General features: G+C 34.4%; 15 protein-coding genes. 9 read left to right on the top strand and 6 right to left on the bottom strand.

The window, feature by feature from the left end:
- The first annotated feature begins 228 nt into the window (after positions 1-228).
- Positions 229-906 (top strand): DUF6345 domain-containing protein, encoded by a 678-nt coding sequence (locus ACUUYC_RS08805; RefSeq protein WP_474265338.1) that lies wholly within the window; start codon positions 229-231, stop codon positions 904-906.
- Positions 907-932: 26 nt separating this feature from the next.
- Entirely contained in the window at positions 933-1,832 is a 900-nt protein-coding gene (locus ACUUYC_RS08800) for a two-component system regulatory protein YycI (protein WP_474265337.1), read from the top strand.
- Between the two features lie 136 nt (positions 1,833-1,968).
- Here the strand turns inward: ACUUYC_RS08800 and ACUUYC_RS08795 are convergent, their stop codons facing one another.
- A complete protein-coding gene (locus ACUUYC_RS08795) occupies positions 1,969-2,214 on the bottom strand; it encodes a carboxypeptidase-like regulatory domain-containing protein (protein ID WP_474265336.1) in 246 nt (81 codons plus the stop codon).
- 452 nt (positions 2,215-2,666) lie between these two features.
- Between ACUUYC_RS08795 and aspS the strand changes: the two genes are divergently transcribed.
- Positions 2,667-4,421 carry an aspartate--tRNA ligase gene (gene aspS / locus ACUUYC_RS08790; protein WP_474265334.1) on the top strand — a complete coding sequence of 585 codons (1,755 nt, stop codon included), beginning with the start codon at positions 2,667-2,669 and terminating at the stop codon, positions 4,419-4,421.
- Positions 4,422-4,533: 112 nt separating this feature from the next.
- Here the strand turns inward: aspS and ACUUYC_RS08785 are convergent, their stop codons facing one another.
- The gene (locus ACUUYC_RS08785; RefSeq protein ID WP_474265332.1) at positions 4,534-4,770 is read right to left on the bottom strand and encodes a hypothetical protein; all 237 of its coding nucleotides are present in this window, start codon (positions 4,768-4,770) and stop codon (positions 4,534-4,536) included.
- A gap of 166 nt (positions 4,771-4,936) precedes the next feature.
- Between ACUUYC_RS08785 and ACUUYC_RS08780 the strand changes: the two genes are divergently transcribed.
- The 5 genes from ACUUYC_RS08780 to ACUUYC_RS08760 all read left to right on the top strand — a co-directional run bounded on the left by ACUUYC_RS08780 (position 4,937) and on the right by ACUUYC_RS08760 (position 8,716).
- A complete protein-coding gene (locus ACUUYC_RS08780) occupies positions 4,937-5,482 on the top strand; it encodes a hypothetical protein (RefSeq protein WP_474265330.1) in 546 nt (181 codons plus the stop codon).
- On the top strand, positions 5,454-6,365 hold the full coding sequence (locus ACUUYC_RS08775) for a tetratricopeptide repeat protein (RefSeq protein ID WP_474265328.1): 912 nt from the start codon (positions 5,454-5,456) through the stop codon (positions 6,363-6,365). Before ACUUYC_RS08780 ends, ACUUYC_RS08775 begins: the two co-directional genes overlap by 29 nt.
- 31 nt (positions 6,366-6,396) lie before the next feature.
- Positions 6,397-8,175 carry a chloride channel protein gene (locus tag ACUUYC_RS08770; protein ID WP_474265326.1) on the top strand — a complete coding sequence of 593 codons (1,779 nt, stop codon included), beginning with the start codon at positions 6,397-6,399 and terminating at the stop codon, positions 8,173-8,175.
- 24 nt (positions 8,176-8,199) lie between these two features.
- A complete protein-coding gene (locus ACUUYC_RS08765) occupies positions 8,200-8,439 on the top strand; it encodes a hypothetical protein (RefSeq protein WP_474265324.1) in 240 nt (79 codons plus the stop codon).
- Positions 8,440-8,521: 82 nt separating this feature from the next.
- Positions 8,522-8,716, top strand: coding sequence for a cold-shock protein (locus tag ACUUYC_RS08760; protein ID WP_474265322.1), 195 nt, complete (start codon positions 8,522-8,524; stop codon positions 8,714-8,716).
- Between the two features lie 54 nt (positions 8,717-8,770).
- Here the strand turns inward: ACUUYC_RS08760 and ACUUYC_RS08755 are convergent, their stop codons facing one another.
- Entirely contained in the window at positions 8,771-9,229 is a 459-nt protein-coding gene (locus tag ACUUYC_RS08755) for a nucleoside deaminase (protein ID WP_474265320.1), read from the bottom strand.
- 277 nt (positions 9,230-9,506) lie between these two features.
- Between ACUUYC_RS08755 and ACUUYC_RS08750 the strand changes: the two genes are divergently transcribed.
- On the top strand, positions 9,507-11,279 hold the full coding sequence (locus ACUUYC_RS08750; protein ID WP_474265318.1) for a 1-deoxy-D-xylulose-5-phosphate synthase: 1,773 nt from the start codon (positions 9,507-9,509) through the stop codon (positions 11,277-11,279).
- A 283-nt stretch (positions 11,280-11,562) separates the two neighbouring features.
- Here the strand turns inward: ACUUYC_RS08750 and ACUUYC_RS08745 are convergent, their stop codons facing one another.
- From ACUUYC_RS08745 to ACUUYC_RS08735, 3 genes are all read right to left on the bottom strand, one after another.
- The gene (locus tag ACUUYC_RS08745) at positions 11,563-14,376 is read right to left on the bottom strand and encodes a T9SS type A sorting domain-containing protein (RefSeq protein ID WP_474265316.1); all 2,814 of its coding nucleotides are present in this window, start codon (positions 14,374-14,376) and stop codon (positions 11,563-11,565) included.
- A 63-nt stretch (positions 14,377-14,439) separates the two neighbouring features.
- Positions 14,440-17,346: a M4 family metallopeptidase gene (locus ACUUYC_RS08740; RefSeq protein WP_474265314.1), complete on the bottom strand. Its 2,907-nt coding sequence runs from the start codon at positions 17,344-17,346 to the stop codon at positions 14,440-14,442.
- Between the two features lie 35 nt (positions 17,347-17,381).
- A complete protein-coding gene (locus ACUUYC_RS08735; protein ID WP_474265313.1) occupies positions 17,382-18,725 on the bottom strand; it encodes a deoxyguanosinetriphosphate triphosphohydrolase in 1,344 nt (447 codons plus the stop codon).
- Positions 18,726-19,083 lie beyond the last annotated feature (358 nt).

Raw genomic sequence — 19,083 nt, 5'->3', positions numbered from 1 at the left:
TGTTACAAACTTAACGTTTTTTTTACTTTTAAGCAACATTTGCGTAACATTAAATTAACATTGCGAACGTAAAAACCTAATTACATGCAACTTAAGTATTAAGTAAAATCATCTCCTTACAAGAAAAAGGGTGAAAACACCTGTTCCTATTTAGGATATACATGGCATTATTCCTAATCAAAACAAGCTAGTTTTGAAAAAACTAGATTAAAAACTAAAACTACTTTTATGGGATCAATTGGAATTGAATGGGTCAATGAATACAACGGAAATGCTTCTGACCTTAGCAATAATGATGATAATGCCAGAGGTTTTTACAACAAACTACAAGGTGTCAAACAATTTGATTATGGAAACAACCTAGCATGGGATCGAGATTTTGAACAATCAGGAAAAGGAAGTCCTTCTGACGGAACCGACACAACCTATGCTGATAATGTAGACATTGCTTTCTTCTCAGGTCACGGATCAAGAAGTTATTTGCTTTTTGGAAGAAATGACTTTGATGACGGAAAAGCTCGAAATACAGAAATGACACTTGGAGATAAAGACTTGGAATGGATTGTTTTTGACGGTTGCCAAGCTCTAGAATTTGATGATGTTTTTGACCGTTGGGGATGGGGAGTTTTTAAAGGATTACACTTCATATTAGGATTTGCAACTATATGTTATGACCGAAGAGACCGTGGTGAAAAATTTGCAAAACGATTAAATGATTCTTGGACTGTTCGTGAAGCTTGGATCAAAGCCTGTATCGAAACAGAGCCAACAGAAACAAAGTGGGCGTATTTGCGTGCAATGGAAGGAAGCATCAACACGTTAAACGATCATTGGCATGGAAAAGGGTTTATAAGTATCGATCCTGATAACCCAACTTCTTTAGCATACGCAAACGGAAACTGTTAACATTCAATCATCAAAAAAAGTAAAAAATGAAAGATTCATTATTCAAATTTAATACAGAACTACCAAAACATATTGGTCAAGTACCAATGTATAAAACATTTCACTTTGATACAGCTTCGGCTAAAAACAAAGAATATGCAGAGTACATCGCAAAACGCACAGAACTTTTACGTGAAAACTTCAAAACGGAAGGCGAACTGAGAGATTTAGGAGATCAACTCATCATTAGAAACGAAAGAGAAGCGTTAGAAATATATACTGGAAGTGACTCATTTTGGTGGACAGATCGCAAAAACGCATACAGCGAAAACAAAGAATTATCTAGGAATTTACCTTCTGAAAAAGATGCAATTCGCAGTGCCAAAAAGCTTTTAGAGCAATTAAAAATTGACGAAAGCACGATGAAAATACACTCCGTCACAAACTCTTTTGCTTCAATCAGTGAATCACCAAAAGACAAAAATCCAGAAAAATTTCCAACAAGTGTCAATGTAAACTTTACACACGAATTAGAAGGGTTACCTATATTTGGTTCGGGTGCAAAAACACAAATATCATTCATAAACAATGATCAATTAATTCAATTTGTACATTTCAACAGAACACCGAAACAAGATGGAAAAGCGGAAGTAATTTCACCCGAAGACGCAGTACAACAAGTGTTTGACAACAAACGATTTGCAATCATAAGAAAACAAGGAAAAAGCTCAGGGGAAATTACAGATGTAAGCTTAGGATACTATGCAGCAAGTCCTTCAGATTTGCAACGATTTTTAATTCCAGTATATAAAGTACAAGGAAATGTATCTACACCTGAATTAGAAAACTATGATTTTAACTTATATGTAATTGCAGCCAAGGAAAGTCAAGCAATGGCAAAGCAAAAAGGTCAAATAAATCAACCTTTGGAAACTGTATTTAATTAATAAAAAAGAAAACGCTTCTATAGTAGAAGTGTCTTCTTTCTTAAATATATAAATAGATTGAAAGTCAAACCTATCAATTCGTACTCATAATTCTAAAACGATTCTTGGTTTTGTACTAATACAATTTAATCTAAACCTAACCCAGAGGGTTCAAAGTTACATTTGCAGGTTGAGCAACAGTATCCACATTAAGTTCTACTGTTTGATATCCAGAAAAAGAAAATAATAAATCTACTGGTAGTTCGGCTACTTCAATCGTAAAGTTACCGTGTAAGCCAGCATAAGTACTTTGTGACGTTCCTTTAACAGTGACATTAGCGCCAACAAATGGTTGTCCATTTGCTCCATTTGTTACATTTCCTGTAATAGTATTTTGTGCCATGATATTGATTGATTAATATTTTTATATGCTGAAACTAATATTTTTTTTACACATTGATGCTTTTTTATAGGAAAAACGACAAAACTAAACAAAGGGCTACTTACGTATTCTAAAAATATTTAGTTGTCTTAGTGATCTACCAAAAACCATTAAATCTTCGCTTTTAAAACCGTATACACATGCAAAGATCATATGGATTGATGAACTCGGCACACAAGAAGGTCAAACGAATCAAGTCTTAGAAACCGTTTTTAATTAATAGCAGTTTTGAGAACGCTTTGCTAATTATAGTGAAGCGTTTTTCTTTTTAAGCGAAACTTCTTTCAGTTTCAATTTTATATTCTTGTCTCCTATTCTATTTATTTCATAAAAAGAACTCCCAAAATATTTCAATTCCTACACCATTCATCCACCAAAAACCATTAAATTTGCGCTTTTAAAATCGCATATACATGTACAGATCACATAGTTGTGGTGAACTAAGAGCATCACACATTACACAAGAAGTTACCCTTTCAGGTTGGGTACAAAAATCTAGAGATAAAGGGTTTATGATTTGGATCGATCTTCGTGATCGTTACGGAATCACACAATTAATCTTTGATGAAGAACGTACACCAACAGCCGTTTTTGAAAAAGCAAAAACACTTGGAAGAGAGTTTGTAGTTCAAGTAAAAGGAACAGTGATTGAGCGTGAAGCAAAAAACGCAAAAATGGCAACAGGTGACATTGAAATTCTTGTTACCGAATTGACATTATTAAACGCTTCCTTATTGCCACCTTTCACGATTGAAGATGATACAGATGGTGGAGAAGATATCCGAATGAAATATCGTTACCTTGATATTCGTCGAAATCCTGTAAAAAATAGCTTAATATTCCGTCACAAAGTAACGATGGAAGTTCGCAAATACTTGTCAGAGCAAGAATTTATAGAAGTTGAAACACCTTATTTAATAAAGTCTACGCCAGAAGGCGCACGTGATTTTGTAGTGCCTTCACGTATGAACGAAGGACAATTTTACGCATTACCACAATCGCCACAAACCTTCAAGCAACTCTTGATGGTTGGTGGAATGGATAAATATTTTCAGATAGTAAAATGTTTCCGTGATGAAGATTTAAGAGCTGACAGACAACCAGAATTTACGCAAATTGACTGCGAAATGGCGTTTGTAGAGCAAGAAGATATTTTAAATGTATTTGAAGGATTAACACGTCACTTACTAAGTGAAATCAAAGGAATTGACATTGAAAAATTCCCAAGAATAACGTATGATCACGCAATGAAAACCTACGGAAATGACAAACCAGACATTCGTTTTGGAATGGAATTCGGTGAGTTAAATGAAGTTGCACAACATAAAGAATTCAATGTATTCAATTCGGCAGAATTAGTAGTCGGAATTGCAGTTCCTGGAGCAGCAAGTTACACACGTAAACAAATCGACAAACTGATTGATTGGGTAAGACGTCCACAAGTTGGCGCGTTAGGAATGGTATACGTAAAATGTAATGAAGATGGAACGTTTAAATCATCTGTAGATAAATTCTACGATCAAGAAGATTTAGCAAAATGGGCAGAAGCAACTGGCGCCAACCCAGGTGATTTAATCTGTGTATTATCTGGAAACACCAACAAAGTACGTGCACAACTAAGTGCTTTACGTATGGAATTAGCAGAACGTTTAGGATTGCGTAATCCTGAAGAATTTGCTCCACTTTGGGTAATGGACTTCCCATTATTAGAATTGGATGAGGAAACTGGACATTACCATGCAATGCACCATCCATTTACATCTCCAAAACCTGGTCAATTAGAGTTATTAGACACAAACCCAGGTGATGTAAAAGCAAACGCATACGATTTAGTCTTAAACGGAAATGAAATTGGTGGTGGATCTATTCGTATTCACGATAAAGAAATGCAAGCAATAATGTTTAAGCATTTAGGATTTACCGAAGAAGAAGCTAAAGCACAATTTGGTTTCCTAATGGACGCTTTCCAATACGGAGCGCCACCACATGGAGGATTGGCTTTTGGATTGGATAGATTAGTAGCTATTTTAGGTGGACAAGAAACCATTCGTGATTTCATTGCATTCCCGAAAAACAACTCTGGCCGTGATGTTATGATTGATGCGCCTGCAACAATTGATGACGCACAATTAAAAGAATTAAGTATCAAACTTGATTTACAAGCATAAAAATTATCAATATATACTTTATACAAATCTCTTAGAATTAAAATTCTAAGAGATTTTTGTTTTTACAGTAATACTAAATATAAAGTAAACTACGAATTAAAATTTATCGTTATTAACATGCATAACACGATTCTGGAGAACATGTCGTAGCACACGTAACGGGACTTGTTGGTGGAGGCGCACAATGACCAGGTAAATCCAAGGTACAACCACAAGTTGGAGGCACTGGATCATCGAGAAGACTCATACCTATTTCAGGACGTCTACCAGCAATAATTGTTGGCATATTTTCAAATTTTGAAATAACACTTTTATTAAGTGAGAGTGATCTAAGATTTCCTTTTTTCATAATACACGATTTTAAAATTAATGATAAAACAAGGTAGTAAATTGTAATCATATACGCTGTAGTTCATACAATACGAATAGAAGTTGATACCACTATGTAAGTTGTACATATAATATATACGTTAGGATTTATTTTTTTCATTAGATTTATACTATAAAATAACTAAATGAGAATCATTAAAATAGTTGCCATCATTTTAGGAATAGCATTGTTATGCGTTGCTGGGTTTCTAGGATATTCATACTACAACTACACAGAAGCTTTTAATACCGAAAATAAACCTTACAAAACCTATATTGGCTATATAGATCAAGAAAAAGCATTGCTCAACACAGAATATGAACTTTGCGATGAAAATAGAATTTACAATACCTACAGCAGCGCTGGTTTAAAAGCGTATAAAGGTACAAAGAAGCGTTTTCGCGATCATATTGAAGCTTCTTTTAATGAAAATACGTTTACAGATTCAGGCTATCTAAATTTTCGTTTCTTAGTAAATTGTGAAGGAAATGCAGGTTGGTTTGAAATCATTCAAATGAATTTAGATTTAGAAGAAACCTCTTTAAACAAAACAATGGTGGATTCACTTTTCAAGATTACATCAAATCCTGAAAACTGGGAAATTATTGAATATTACGAAGCACCAAGAAATTATTACATGTACGTATCATATCGAATAGAAAATGGAAAAGTTACTGAAATTATCCCTTAGTTTTTGTTGTCTATGTTTGCTGTTTTCGTGTGAAGATGATGCAAAAAGTAAAAGACAACGTGCAGAAAAACGTTATAAAGAAGCGATTCAATTTACGCAAGGTTCAATTCCTTTTCAAAACGGAATTGCGGAAGCTGTAGAAATTGATCCAACATATGAGCAAGCCGTTTACGAATTGTCGGTTGCACACTTAAAACGTGGAATGCCGCACAAATGGTTGCCGCAATATAACAAAGCGCTTGTCATGAATCCTGAACATCGATATCCTTGGCGCGGTTATTTATATTTATGGTTTTACCGAGATTATAAAAAAGCCATTGCAGATTTTGATGCTTCTGACTCGTTGACGCCAAAGTTTATAGATGCTCCACAAGGTCACAGTGTCGATTATTGGAGAGGAATTGCCTATTTAGGTTTGAAAGATTACGAAAAATCTATTGCGTATTTTGACAAACATATTAAAAAAGAAACCGAAGAAACTGGCGAAGATTGGGTAGAGCATGAAGCATTTTTATACCTGGGAATTGCTCATTATGAAGCTGGAAATCCTGCGAAAGCTTTAAAAAATTTCAATTTATTACTAAAATACAATGCAGAATTTTCAAATGCCAAGTATTACAAAGTTTTACTATTGTTAGATGAACTCCAATTGCTTCAACAAGAAATTACAATGAAAGGATCACGTTATGGCGATTTAACTCACACAATGATTCCCAAAGAAAAATTTCAAAAGAAAAAGCAAGAAGCACTTTCTATGATTACCGAAGCCATCGATGATTTTTATAATGGATATTACGATCAGCGTCCATATGTAGAAACGATGCGACAATTATATATAGAAGATTATGAAAATCTGAAAACGAAATTGGAATCGATGCATTAGATTTGTACTTTTAAAAGATACAAACTAACAAATGCCAACGCAGAAAAAATCATTATTTAGACGTTTCTTAATTTGGAGATACAAACATATTTCCAACAAAAATTTTGTCTTTATATTAAGTGTATTAGTTGGTTTAGGCTCCGGATTGGTTGCCGTTACAATTAAAAACATCACTTTCTGGATTCAGGCATTGTTAGAGAATGGAATCATTTTTTCTAAAAATCAACTGTATTTTATTTTGCCACTTGTTGGACTCTTTTTGGTCTATTTAGTATTAAAATTTGTCTTCAAGAAAAAAACCGAACATGCTATTTCGTCCATTTTGTATGCGTTATCCAAACGCACTGGAATTATTGCAAACTATAAAATGTATGTGCCACTCATTACAGCGCCACTAACGGTTGGTTTTGGTGGTTCTGTCGGATTGTTAGGTCCTGCAGTTGCTTCGGGTTCGGCAATAAGCTCCAATATTAGCAAACTTTTTCACATCAATAGTAAAACACGAATGTTACTAATTGGTTGTGCAGCCGCTGGCGCGATTTCTTCTATATTTAAATCGCCAATTGCAGCTATCATTTTTGCGATTGAAGTCTTTAGTTTAGATTTGACTTTAACGTCTTTAATACCTTTATTATTAGCGTCTGTCTCGGCAGTTGTGACTTCGTATTTTTTTCTTGGAAATGAAAACTTATTCAACTTTACACTTTCAGAACAATTTCAACTCAGTGATATTCCTTTCTACATTGCACTTGGTGTTGGTACGGCGTTTGCGTCTATCTATTTTACCAAAATGCATTTTGCAATCACGCAATTTTTTGACCGATTTAAAAATAAAGTATCCAAACTTATTATTGGTGGATTGGCCATTGGTGTAATGCTCTATTTTATTCCACCATTGTATGGAGAAGGTTTTGGATTCATCACTAATTTACTCGATGGAAATCATATAGAAGCGCTCGGGAAAACACCTTTAGACAATTACACAGAAAATATCTGGATTGTCATTGTACTTTTGATCGGAATGACCATTTTTAAAGCCATTGCCATGACTACAACATTTGCAGCTGGTGGATCGGGAGGAATTTTTATTCCAACAATGGTGATGGGAAGTGCATTGGGAAATATTGTAGCAAAAGTGATCAATCAGTTTGGGTTTAATGTATCTGAAGCTAACTTTACATTGGTCGGAATGGCAGGATTAATTGCAGGAGTTTTGCATGCACCATTAACGGCAATTTTCTTGATTGCTGAAATTACTGGTGGCTACGATTTGTTTGTCCCTTTAATGTTAACTTGTGCTATTTCGTTTCTCATCACAAAAAATCTATTAAACTATACTATTTACACACGCGAACTGGCTTCAACAGGCGAATTATTGACACATAATAAAGATGAAACAGTATTGACATTAATGGCATTAGATACTGTTATTGAGCAAAATTTCAGTAAAATTCAACCAGAAATGACCTTGGGAGAACTATTGCATAAAGCAGTAGCAAAATCAAAACGAAACTTATTTCCTGTTGTTGATGAAGATGAATTTTTAGTTGGAATTATTGTGTTGGATGATATTCGTGAGTTTATGTTTGACACTTCTTTGTACGATTCACTTTCGGTGAACGATTTTATGCATGCAGCGCCCGATTATATTATTTATGAAGAAGATAATATGAAATCGGTGATGAAAAAGTTTCAAGATAGCAGCGCTTGGAATTTGCCTGTTTTAAAAGAAGGAAAATATTACGGATTCGTTTCAAAATCAAAAATGTTAACCGCGTATAGGAGAAAGTTGATTACTTTTACACGATAGTCTTTTCAACTAAAAAATAAACAAATGAAATACATTCTTATCATACTACTCATCATTTTATTAGGTGTTGGAATATTTGCAAATTACTACGAATTTCAGGAAGAAAATTTTGAGCAAAAAGTAATTGGACTTTGTATTTTAACCTTTTCTTTTGTTTGGATGCCACTATTTATTTACTACAGATATAAAGATAAAAAGAAGGAAGATTTTATACTTTCAAACGATAAGTTGAAGGAAATGAATGACTTCGCTCGAAAAGAATAACGCAAAAAACATTTAACATTTGTATTGGTTATGCATTAAAAGTGCTAACTTAGTTACTTATTAATTTTATTTTTTATCACAAATGACTGGTACAGTTAAATTTTTCAATGAATCTAAAGGTTTTGGATTCATTACCAACGATGACACAGGAAAAGACATTTTTGTCCACATTTCTAACTTGAACGGCTTAGTTTTAAACGAAGGCGATAACGTTTCTTTTGAGGAAGAAGAAGGACGAAAAGGAATGGTTGCCGCACAGGTACAAATTATTGAATAGTAATTTACTAACCACTTTCACAATTTCACGCGCAATGATACATTGCGCGTTTTTTTATGAATTTAAATTTCGTTTTTGACTAAAAAATTGTTTTAATAAGTTTGAAGCTTCTTCAGCCATAATTCCGCCTTTCATCACCGTTTTTGGATGTAATTTAGTGTCTAATTTTATGCAACCTCGATCTTCATCACGTGCACCATAGACAATGTTTGAAATTTGACTCCAATACAATGCGCCTGCGCACATTTGGCAAGGTTCGAGCGTTACATACAACGTGCATCTTTTTAAATATTTTCCACCTAAAAAGTTTGCCGCCGCTGTAATGGCTTGCATTTCTGCATGTGCTGTAACATCCGTTAAGGTTTCTGTTAAGTTATGTCCGCGCGCAATAACTCTGTTATCAATAACAATCACAGCTCCTACAGGGACTTCGCCTTTTTCAAACGCCATTTCTGCTTCTTGCAGTGCTTTTTTCATGAAATAATTGTCGTCGTAAATATCCTCTAGTTTCATTGTGGAATTTTAGGCAAAGCTACGATTTATGATATATATTTTAATGCCAAAAATGCCACCATTTACATATATGTCCTCCAAAATTAGCAAATGCAGATACTGAAAAAGTTAACATTACTACTAAAAGCAATTGTTTACGGTTTGATATTTTTTTCATACTAAATTATTATTAAATGTTTTAAACAAGTTACAAACTATGATAAACTATAACAAAAAGTATGACTAGTATAAACAGATCATTATTTAAAATTGTAATTTTACATTTCTTAATTCACCCATGAAAAATATACTTTCACATATTCATTCTCCTATTGACTTACGTAAACTTTCAAAAGAAGATTTGCCACAAGTTGCACAAGAATTGCGTGAATTTATTATTGATATTGTAGCTACGAAAGAAGGGCATTTAGGCGCAAGTTTAGGTGTTGTAGAGTTGACCATTGCGTTACATTATGTGTTTGACACTCCAAATGATTTACTTGTTTGGGACGTTGGACATCAAGCATATGGGCATAAAATTTTGACGGAACGTAAAGACGTTTTTCACACTAATAGACAACGAAACGGAATTTCTGGATTTCCTAAACGTGATGAAAGTGAGTATGATACTTTTGGCGTTGGACATTCGTCTACGGCGATTTCTGCAGCTTTAGGAATGGCAATTGCTTCCAAATTACAGCAAGATTTTACCAAACAGCATATTGCTATTGTTGGCGACGCTTCTATTGCTAGTGGAATGGCGTTTGAAGCCATGAATCATGCTGGTGTGACTGATACTAATATTTTGGTGATTCTGAATGATAACGCTATCGGAATTGATCCGAGTGTTGGCGCATTGAAAATGTATTTAACGAATGTGAAGAAAGGAACTCAGAAGCAAGATAATATTTTTGAAGCGTTAAATTTTGAATATTCTGGACCAATTGATGGACATGATATTTTTGCGGTTGTTGCCGAATTGGAGCGATTAAAAACCATAAAAGGTCCAAAGTTTTTGCATGTTATTACCACAAAAGGAAAAGGATTGCAGCAAGCAGAAGAAAATCAAGTTACATACCATGCGCCAGGAAAGTTTGATAAAGTTACAGGAGAACTGACACCTAAAAATACCGCACATTTACCACCAAAGTTTCAAGATGTTTTTGGTCATACAATTGTTGAACTTGCTAATGAAAACGAGAAGATTGTTGGAATTACGCCAGCAATGCCAACAGGAAGTTCATTAAAATATATGATGGAAGCAATTCCCGAACGTGCGTTTGATGTTGGAATTGCTGAACAACATGCTGTTACACTTGCTGCAGGAATGGCGACAGAAGGGTTAATTCCGTTTTGCAATGTATATTCTACGTTTTTGCAACGCGCATACGATCAGGTAATACATGATGTTGCTTTGCAGAATTTACCAGTAATTTTTTGTTTAGATAGAGCTGGATTGGTTGGACAAGATGGAGCTACACATCATGGTGTATTCGATATAGCTTATTTACGTTGCATTCCAAACCTCATCATTTTTGCGCCTTTGCATGAAGTTGCATTACGAAATATAATGTACACAGCACAACTTGGATTGGAACATCCAATAGCAATTCGGTATCCAAGAGGTCGCGGAATGTTACAAGATTGGAAACAACCTTTTGAGAAAATCGAAATTGGAAAAGGACGCTATATTAAAGAAGGAACACATATTGCCGTGTTAAGTATTGGACATATTGGATCGGCAGCTATAGAAGCTGTCAAAGAGTTTGATTTGTCTAAACGAATTGCCTTGTTTGATATGCAGTTTGTAAAACCTTTGGATGAAACGTTATTACATAAAGTGTTTGAAAAATTTGACACAATTGTAACGCTTGAAGATGGCGCAATTAAAGGTGGCTTTGGAAGTGCTATTATTGAGTTTGCTTCACAATATAAGTATACAAATACACTACATACACTTGGAATTCCTGATCGTTTTATTGAACATGGAACTGTGGAAGAATTGCATGATGAATGTGGAATTTCTAAGAATGCAATCAAAGAATTGTTGATTTCTTTATTGAATAATTAATATCAAGCTAGGCTTGATTCAGTATTTAAAGTTTTGATCACTATCTTTTTTCTTGATAAAAAAGAAACAAAAAATCAATCCTTCCGCAGGAAATTGCTGCGCAACATTCACTCACTAATCTACATGCGTTACGCTGCGCGTCGCAATTCCGATTGTTCATTCATTATTTCTTCGGACAGGCGAAACCTTTTTGAGATATAATTGAAGTACTAGATTTTTATTTCAAATTAACGCATTAATAAAAAAATAAATCGTCCAATTTTCACATCGTTAGATTGATCAATTACTGAATTACAATTTTTTGAGTTCTAACGTTACTGTTTTGTTGAATTTTAAAGATATACACACCTGAAGATAAACCAGATAGATTCAAGTTAGTTGGTGTATTTTTAGTCAAGCTTACTGTTTTATTGTACACATTTTGTCCTGATAATGTATACACAAAAATACTTCCTTTTCCGTTTTCATTCGCGCTAAGCGTCATATGTCCATCAGAAATAGTCGGATAGATTTTAAATGTATTTTCTGGCTGAATTTCCACAGTATTTAGTGTTCCTGATAAGAAGTTTCCTGTAAATAAACCGCGCCCGTATGTTGTTGCTAATACTGTATGATCCGAAGTTCTTTCATCTAAATCTAAGACAGAAACTCCGCGCATTCCATTGTCTGATCGTATCCAAGTTGGTGAATTTGTATCAAAATCTTGCGAACGCCAAACACCTAAACCAGTTCCAATGATTACTTCTGATCCGGCAGTGAGCAACGGATTCATTAAGATACATTTTACTGGTAAATCTGGTAAATTTCCTTCTTTGTTTTTCCATGAAGTACCTTTATTTTCAGAAAACCAAACATTACTTACACCATAATTATGAAACGTTACTAAGAGTTCGTTTTCATTTAAACCAAATTCAATATCAGAAATACTTCCTGCAAAATTAACATCGCTTATGTCTGTAAACGTTGGTGTTTCCGTATGTGGATTGTCAATTTTGAGTAATTTACCATTTTTTAACCCTGCAAATAATGTTTGTCCGTCTGCCGAAATTTTTAAAGCTGTTGTTACGTTATCAAGTAACGGATCCGTTATTTCAAAGGTTGTTACGTTACCGTTTCCACCAGTTACATTAGCATGTTGTCCAATTTGATAGACGCCATTAGACGTTGATGCATTCGTGTATAAAATATTGAGCGTTTTGTCTAATTCTGCCGTATTGATGAATTCACCTTCCCGATAACTAGCCGTATTTGACTCAAACGCAATGAAATATCCAACATTTATATTAAATGAAGGATATGGAACATACGCATGATTTAGAAATGGAAACGAAATGATAGCATATCCATCATCTTCATCAATTTCTATATACGCGCCATCACCTGAAATTATGGAAGAAAAGTTGTTAATTCCTATTGCAGCATCAATTGCAGATAGACTTCCATTGTCTTGTGTTCCACCAACAATATCATCACCATCTATGATATCATTTTGCGCAATAGCGCCATAATAAAACTGTGTTACGTTGTAGTTTTTGTTTCTGGTTTGGATTGCTGTAGCATTATTTACAGACGTTGAAAAGTTAGCACTAAAATAGATACCGCCATCATTTCCAATGACTGCTTGATTATTGTTGTTTGGTCGAAAAACGATTGCATGTTGATCTGCATGTACAGACGAAGCCGTAATGTTTTCTAAACCACTGTCATTTTTCCACTTTGAGATTTGATCCCAATTGTTGTTTGTTGTATTGTATTTGAATAAATCGATTCCGCCTACGTATAGATTATCACTAGCATCTGCTTCGATAACTAAGTCATAGAATGCCTGATTTCGAGTAAAATCTGTTGCAGGAATTCCAGTATCAGCATCATTGGGTTCTGTAATTGTAGTTACCGTAGTAAAGTTATCAGTTGTAACGAATACATCAGCTTGTTGATTGATTTCTGCCAAAATCCAGAAAGTTCCTGGAGTTGTTGATGAAGGTTCTATTTCTGTCCGTTTAGCTCCTCCAATAGTATATTTTTGTTGAAATGTAATTCCATCAGATGATGTATATATTTGTCCACCTGAGTTATTGAAGAAATCACCTGTAGTTGTTAACCAAATGTCATTATTTAGATCAATTTCGATATCGCTTGGATTTCGGTATAATCCACTTCCATATTGAATTGGAAAACGTGACCAATTGGTTCCGCCATCATCAGATTTGTATAATCCACGTTGATTGTATCCTAATACATTGAATGGTGAGCCTGCATCTCTATATACGGCACTTGCTATTGAAGCGTATAATTCGGTTGTTCCATTGTTGTTACGAGCTACTAAGTCATTGATGTAAAATAGACCATCAACATAGTAAGAAGCACCATCAACTGATGATGTTCCGAAGTTTCCGCCAAGTAGTTGTTGCCATGTAGTTCCGCCATCTACAGATTTGTAAATTCCGTTTCCCACAGCATCACCTGTTGTGTATGATTCGCCTGAGCCTAGATATAAAGTATTGGAAGCATTAGGATCTACAATGATTACCGAAACTGAAATATTATCTGGCAAACCTGTGACTAATTGCCAAGACGAGTTTACATCTGTGATATCATCATTTACCCATAATCCACCCGAAACACTTCCTGCAAAGACACGTGTGTAATCATCTGCTGGATTTGCGTTGTTAGTATCGTTTGGATCAAATAGAATTGCTCGTGTGCGTCCTCCAATATTATTTGGACCTCTTTCTTCCCAAGCATTGTCGAATGCGTCTCCAGGAGAACGTTCTTGTAGGTTTTGTAAAGTTAATTGTTGTTGTAAACGCACTAACACTTCAGGAGTTGGCCTTCCTAATCTTGGATTCATGGTGAGTTCCCATTGTTGCTCAAAGTATGCGTTTGGCGGCAACCCTTGTAGTTTTCTATCTTGCCGTGATTGGTTTTTGGATACCGAAAACGGGCTGTTCTCTAAATGATATACATGTGTTTCTTGAATGCTTTTTTCAGGAACTTTTTCCGTGTCTTCTTTTTTACCTTTACTACTGTAGATGTAGCCAATGATGGCTAAAAGTAATAGTAAATAAAATATCCTCCTCTTTTTTCTTCTGTCCATATGTATAGATCGATTTTTCAAGAGAAGGATATTTGTGTGTGTTACGTAAGTTTACTTACTGTATTATTCTATGATAATCTTTCTAGATTCTACAAAGTCTTCTCCTTCAACTCTTAGAATGTATAATCCTGACTGTAAGTTATCTAAATCGAAATTAACCGTTCCAGTTAACGCTACATTTTTTGTATAAATACTTCTTCCGTTGATGTCAAATATGTTTACTGAAACATCTCCTAAGTTTTTCTTAGCTTGAATGTTAAAGCTTCCTTTTGATGGGTTTGGATATACAGAAAAACTGTTATTGTTTGCAAAATCATCAACACTTAGACTTGAGTTTACAACTAAGTTGTCTACTATAGGACCAGCTTGATTTGTATTTTGATCTGCAACCATCGCAAATCTGAATACAACACTTGTTTCACTACTTATAGCTCCTAAGTTATAGCTGTATTCTTTCATTACTGCATCGGTACCTGTCCATTGTGCTCCTGGACAACTGAAACAATCTGAGTTTCCAGATGAAGCAGCTGTTCTATCACTATTATACCAATTTGGATCACTTGCAGCTCCTAAAGTATTCCAATTAGCTCCACCATCAGTAGAATACTCCATAAAAACAAAATCAAAGTTTTCTTCCATATCAAATGCCATATCAAATACAATTTGTGGATTTGTAATTTGACTTAAGTCATAACATTCTGTCAATAGGTAACTTCTTGTACTTTGGAAATGGTTTCCATTAAGGTTTGTTGCATATACATCTCCTTCTAGTACTGTTGTTGCAAATACACTTCCTGCTTGATTGTATGTTCCTCTACTCCAAAGTTGTGGAATTCCATCTGCATATGTGTTTAGTTCATCAGCAACAGTTTCAAAGTCATTTACTACTTGTGGTGTTCCAATTTCGTTTACACGAATGGCAAAACCATTTGTATTATTTGTTGCGCTTCCATCATTTGGTGTCGTAATAGTAAAACTAACTGCATGTAGTCCTCTTGTCATTGTAATTGCTGGAACAGGAATATCTTGTGTTGCTCCAACTGCAATGTTTCCATTATATGTAAACGTAGTTGCTGCTCCTCCGTCAATTGTATAACTAACATCAACAGTTGTTATTGCATTTACTGTTCCTGAGTTTTCAACTCTAACATTTGGACTAAATGTATTTAATCCACAGTTAATTTCTTGCTCAGTAACAGAAACTAATCTAGCATCCGTAGCTAATGGAACATATTGAAGTCCAACATTTACTGCATAAAAAGCATCTTGTGTTGCAATAGCTTCTGGGCTGTTTGCTCCGTAAAGATTTAGCGCAACTTCTACTCCTGCATTTCTAGTATCTAAAAATGTACTGTTTGGCGTTAAGTAATCTCTTTGAATTATATATGCTATTTCTTGTGCTTTTTGTATTCCAATCCCAGTAACATTGAAGGCGTCAAATACATCATTTGTTCCTGATCCTCCTACTACTAATAGATAGTACCAGTGATTTAATACTCCACTATTACTGTGTACACCACATTGGTCATTTGTATTATTTGGTGTTGGACAACCTGCTACTGTAGTTGCTCTCCAGTTTGCACCTAAATAAGTATCAGGATCTCCAAATTGATTTGGATTGCTCATACTTCTAATTCCAATTCCATTTGATACAATTTCTTCTCCAATTCGCCATGTTTCAACATTAGGGTTTAAATCGTTTCCATTTCCTTTTGCAAAGAACTCAATTGAAGCTCCCCAAATATCTGCATATCCTTCATCTAATGCACCAGATTCTCTTGCATATACTAAGTTTCCAGTAAATTGATCAATTCCATGTCCAATTTCGTGTGCACAAATATCTATACATGTTAATGGCTGAACACTTCCTCCATTTCCGTCTCCATATGACATTACAGCTCCATTCCAAGCTGCATTTGCCCAAATTCCTCCACCTTGTGGATTATTTACATGAACATAACTTCGCATTGGAAATCCGTTTCCATCAATTCCAATTCGTCCATGAACAGTTGACCAATAATCATAGGATTGCATTGCGCCCCAATGTGCGTCTAATGCTGCGTTGTCTAAACCTGGAAGTGACCAAATATTGTCTGTATCTGTAAATTCAGCAAAGTTGGCAACATATCCACCACCAAAAGGTATATTTTGTGCATCTCTTGTAAATACACTTCTAGAGTCATCATTTAGTGTATATACATTTGTTGCTTCTAAACGTGTTTCAATATCGCGTAATCCGCTGTAACGTGTATTTGCTGATCCAAGTACAAACATTGCTGTTTCTTCTTTCTTAACTTTTACTAAGTTAGCAGGATTGTTAAGCATTTCACGACCTTCATTGTTGTGATGCTTTAAGATTTTGTTATAGAATAAAATGTTTCCATTAACTGCATCTACATATACAACTCCTCTACTTACAGGTTGTGTTGCATAAATATCAAACTTGTATGCAAGATTTAATAATCCTGAATACGTATCCATTTCAGGAAGTAATACTAATTCTCCTGCTGGTTTTGAGTAATTCATTGCTGCTGCTTCCGCAGGATTTGACCACAAATACTCTTGTGCTCCAATATGTGCAGTTGCCTTGTTAAAAGCTTCTTGAGCAGATAATGAAGGAGAAAGGTTGATACCGATTCCGTTATATACTTCTCCATTAATACTTTTTACAACATTATTTTTGGAGTGAATAATTAGCGTACCGAATTCTACTTTGATACCGTTATAGTATTGTTGCATTTTTTCATGCTTCATTCCTATTCTATCTTGATTTACAGTTTTAGATTGGAATGTATTATTTTCGTCTAATTTGAAGTTTCTCAAAAATTCGCTCTGCGCTTTCGCTGGAGAAACATCCTTAGTGAACTGCATTCGCTTGTTCACTGATACTGCTTGATCTTGTGCGTTTGCTTGTAAAATAAACATCGCGCAAAAAAGCATAATTCCAGTTTTAATGTAATTTGAATACATAGATAATAATTGGGTTAATGGCTTAATTAATAATTTTATAATGTTTTGGCTGTGAGTTTATTAAACAAAAATACCGCTTTACTATCTGATAACCTAGATATAAAGTTGGTGATATTCATCAGCCTTTTGTATAAATGATCTGTAGAGTAGTCTACAGTTTCAGGTAAAACTTTCAAAATTAATTTATCATAGTTTGATAGGGAATCTTTGTGGTAATTAGTTGTTGCTGTGATAAATGTATCAAGCAAGTGCTGCAATACGTGATAACCTGTAATTTCTTTTTCTATAACTTCATTACTTTGATATATCTTCTCAACACTAATTTTAATGATGTCGTCAATTTGAGCTTTGTACTTACTCTTTTCCATGAGTCCTACTGAAAAGTCTCCTTTACATATAGCTTCTTCATTTTCTAAAAAGATACGTGCTGCATCATTTATTAATGTATTGATAGATAGTGCTCTTAGATAACTCAAACGATCTTCACGATATTGTAATGAGTTATACTTTTCCGTCTGAATATTGTCTCTAACTAAGTTGATTAAATATTCTAATGCATATTCTTCTTGAATGAGTCCAAGATTGATTCCATCTTCAAAATCAATGATTGTGTAACAGATATCATCGGCAGCTTCAACTAAAAATGTCAATGGATGACGTGCATAACGAGTATCATCGCCTTCTCCATACGTTTTTAAACCTAGCTCATTGGCTACATCCGTAAATGCTTCTTTTTCAGATTGAAAAATACCGTACTTTTTATCTGAGATGTGTTTTGTTGGCTTTTTTGGCAACGATTGCTTCGGATACTTCATAAACGCTCCAAGTGTTGCATAACTTAAACGTAAACTTCCGTCGACTCCTTTACGGTTTTCGGTTAAAATTTTAAATCCGTTTGCGTTTCCTTCAAAATCACACAAATCTTGATATTCTTTTGGTGTCAATTCTGATTGAAATTGTTTTCCGCTTCCAATCTTAAAATATTCTCCAATTGCTTTCTCTCCTGAATGTCCAAAAGGTGGATTTCCAATATCATGTGCTAAAGCTGCAGCAGCAGTAATAGCACCAAAATCATTAAACTGAAATCCGTGTACTTCTTTTAGATGTGGATACTTTTCTAGTAGTTTCTTTCCAACACTTCTTCCTAAACTTCTACCCACAACGGACACTTCTAAACTATGCGTTAGTCGTGTGTGAACGAAATCGGTTTTGGATAACGGAACAACTTGCGTTTTGTCTTGTAAACTGCGAAAAGCGGAAGAGAATATAATACGATCATAATCTACTTCAAAGCCCAATCTGGTTTCATCTTGTTCTTTTCGAAGTCGCTTATGAGTATCCCCGTAACGCTTTAACGAGAGTAATTGTTCCCAGTTCATTATTAAATAGCATTTTTCCTTGCAATATACTACATATATAATTGATATCCCATAACAGCCGTTTTTGGAGTACTATATTCCTAATTTTTAAGTAAAAAACATGATATTTTTATAATTCAGGATAATCTTAACTTAATAAGAGACATTTTTATCTGCGATAGAGACAACGAAAATTATACGATATAAAGACAATGACTTTTTCGATATTTTTTTAAGTCTGCAAGATGATTTAAAACAATAATGTAATTATATAAAATTATTACGACCAATTTTCGGTAATTAATATTAACTTAACTATCGAATTCAATTTCTTTACCGATAGAATAAGCTAAGTCATCATAGTGTTAAAATTAAACCT

This window comes from Kordia sp. E (assembly GCF_056033805.1).
The sequence above is the reverse complement of the archived record's forward strand: the minus strand, read 5'-3'. Positions and strand labels throughout refer to the sequence as shown.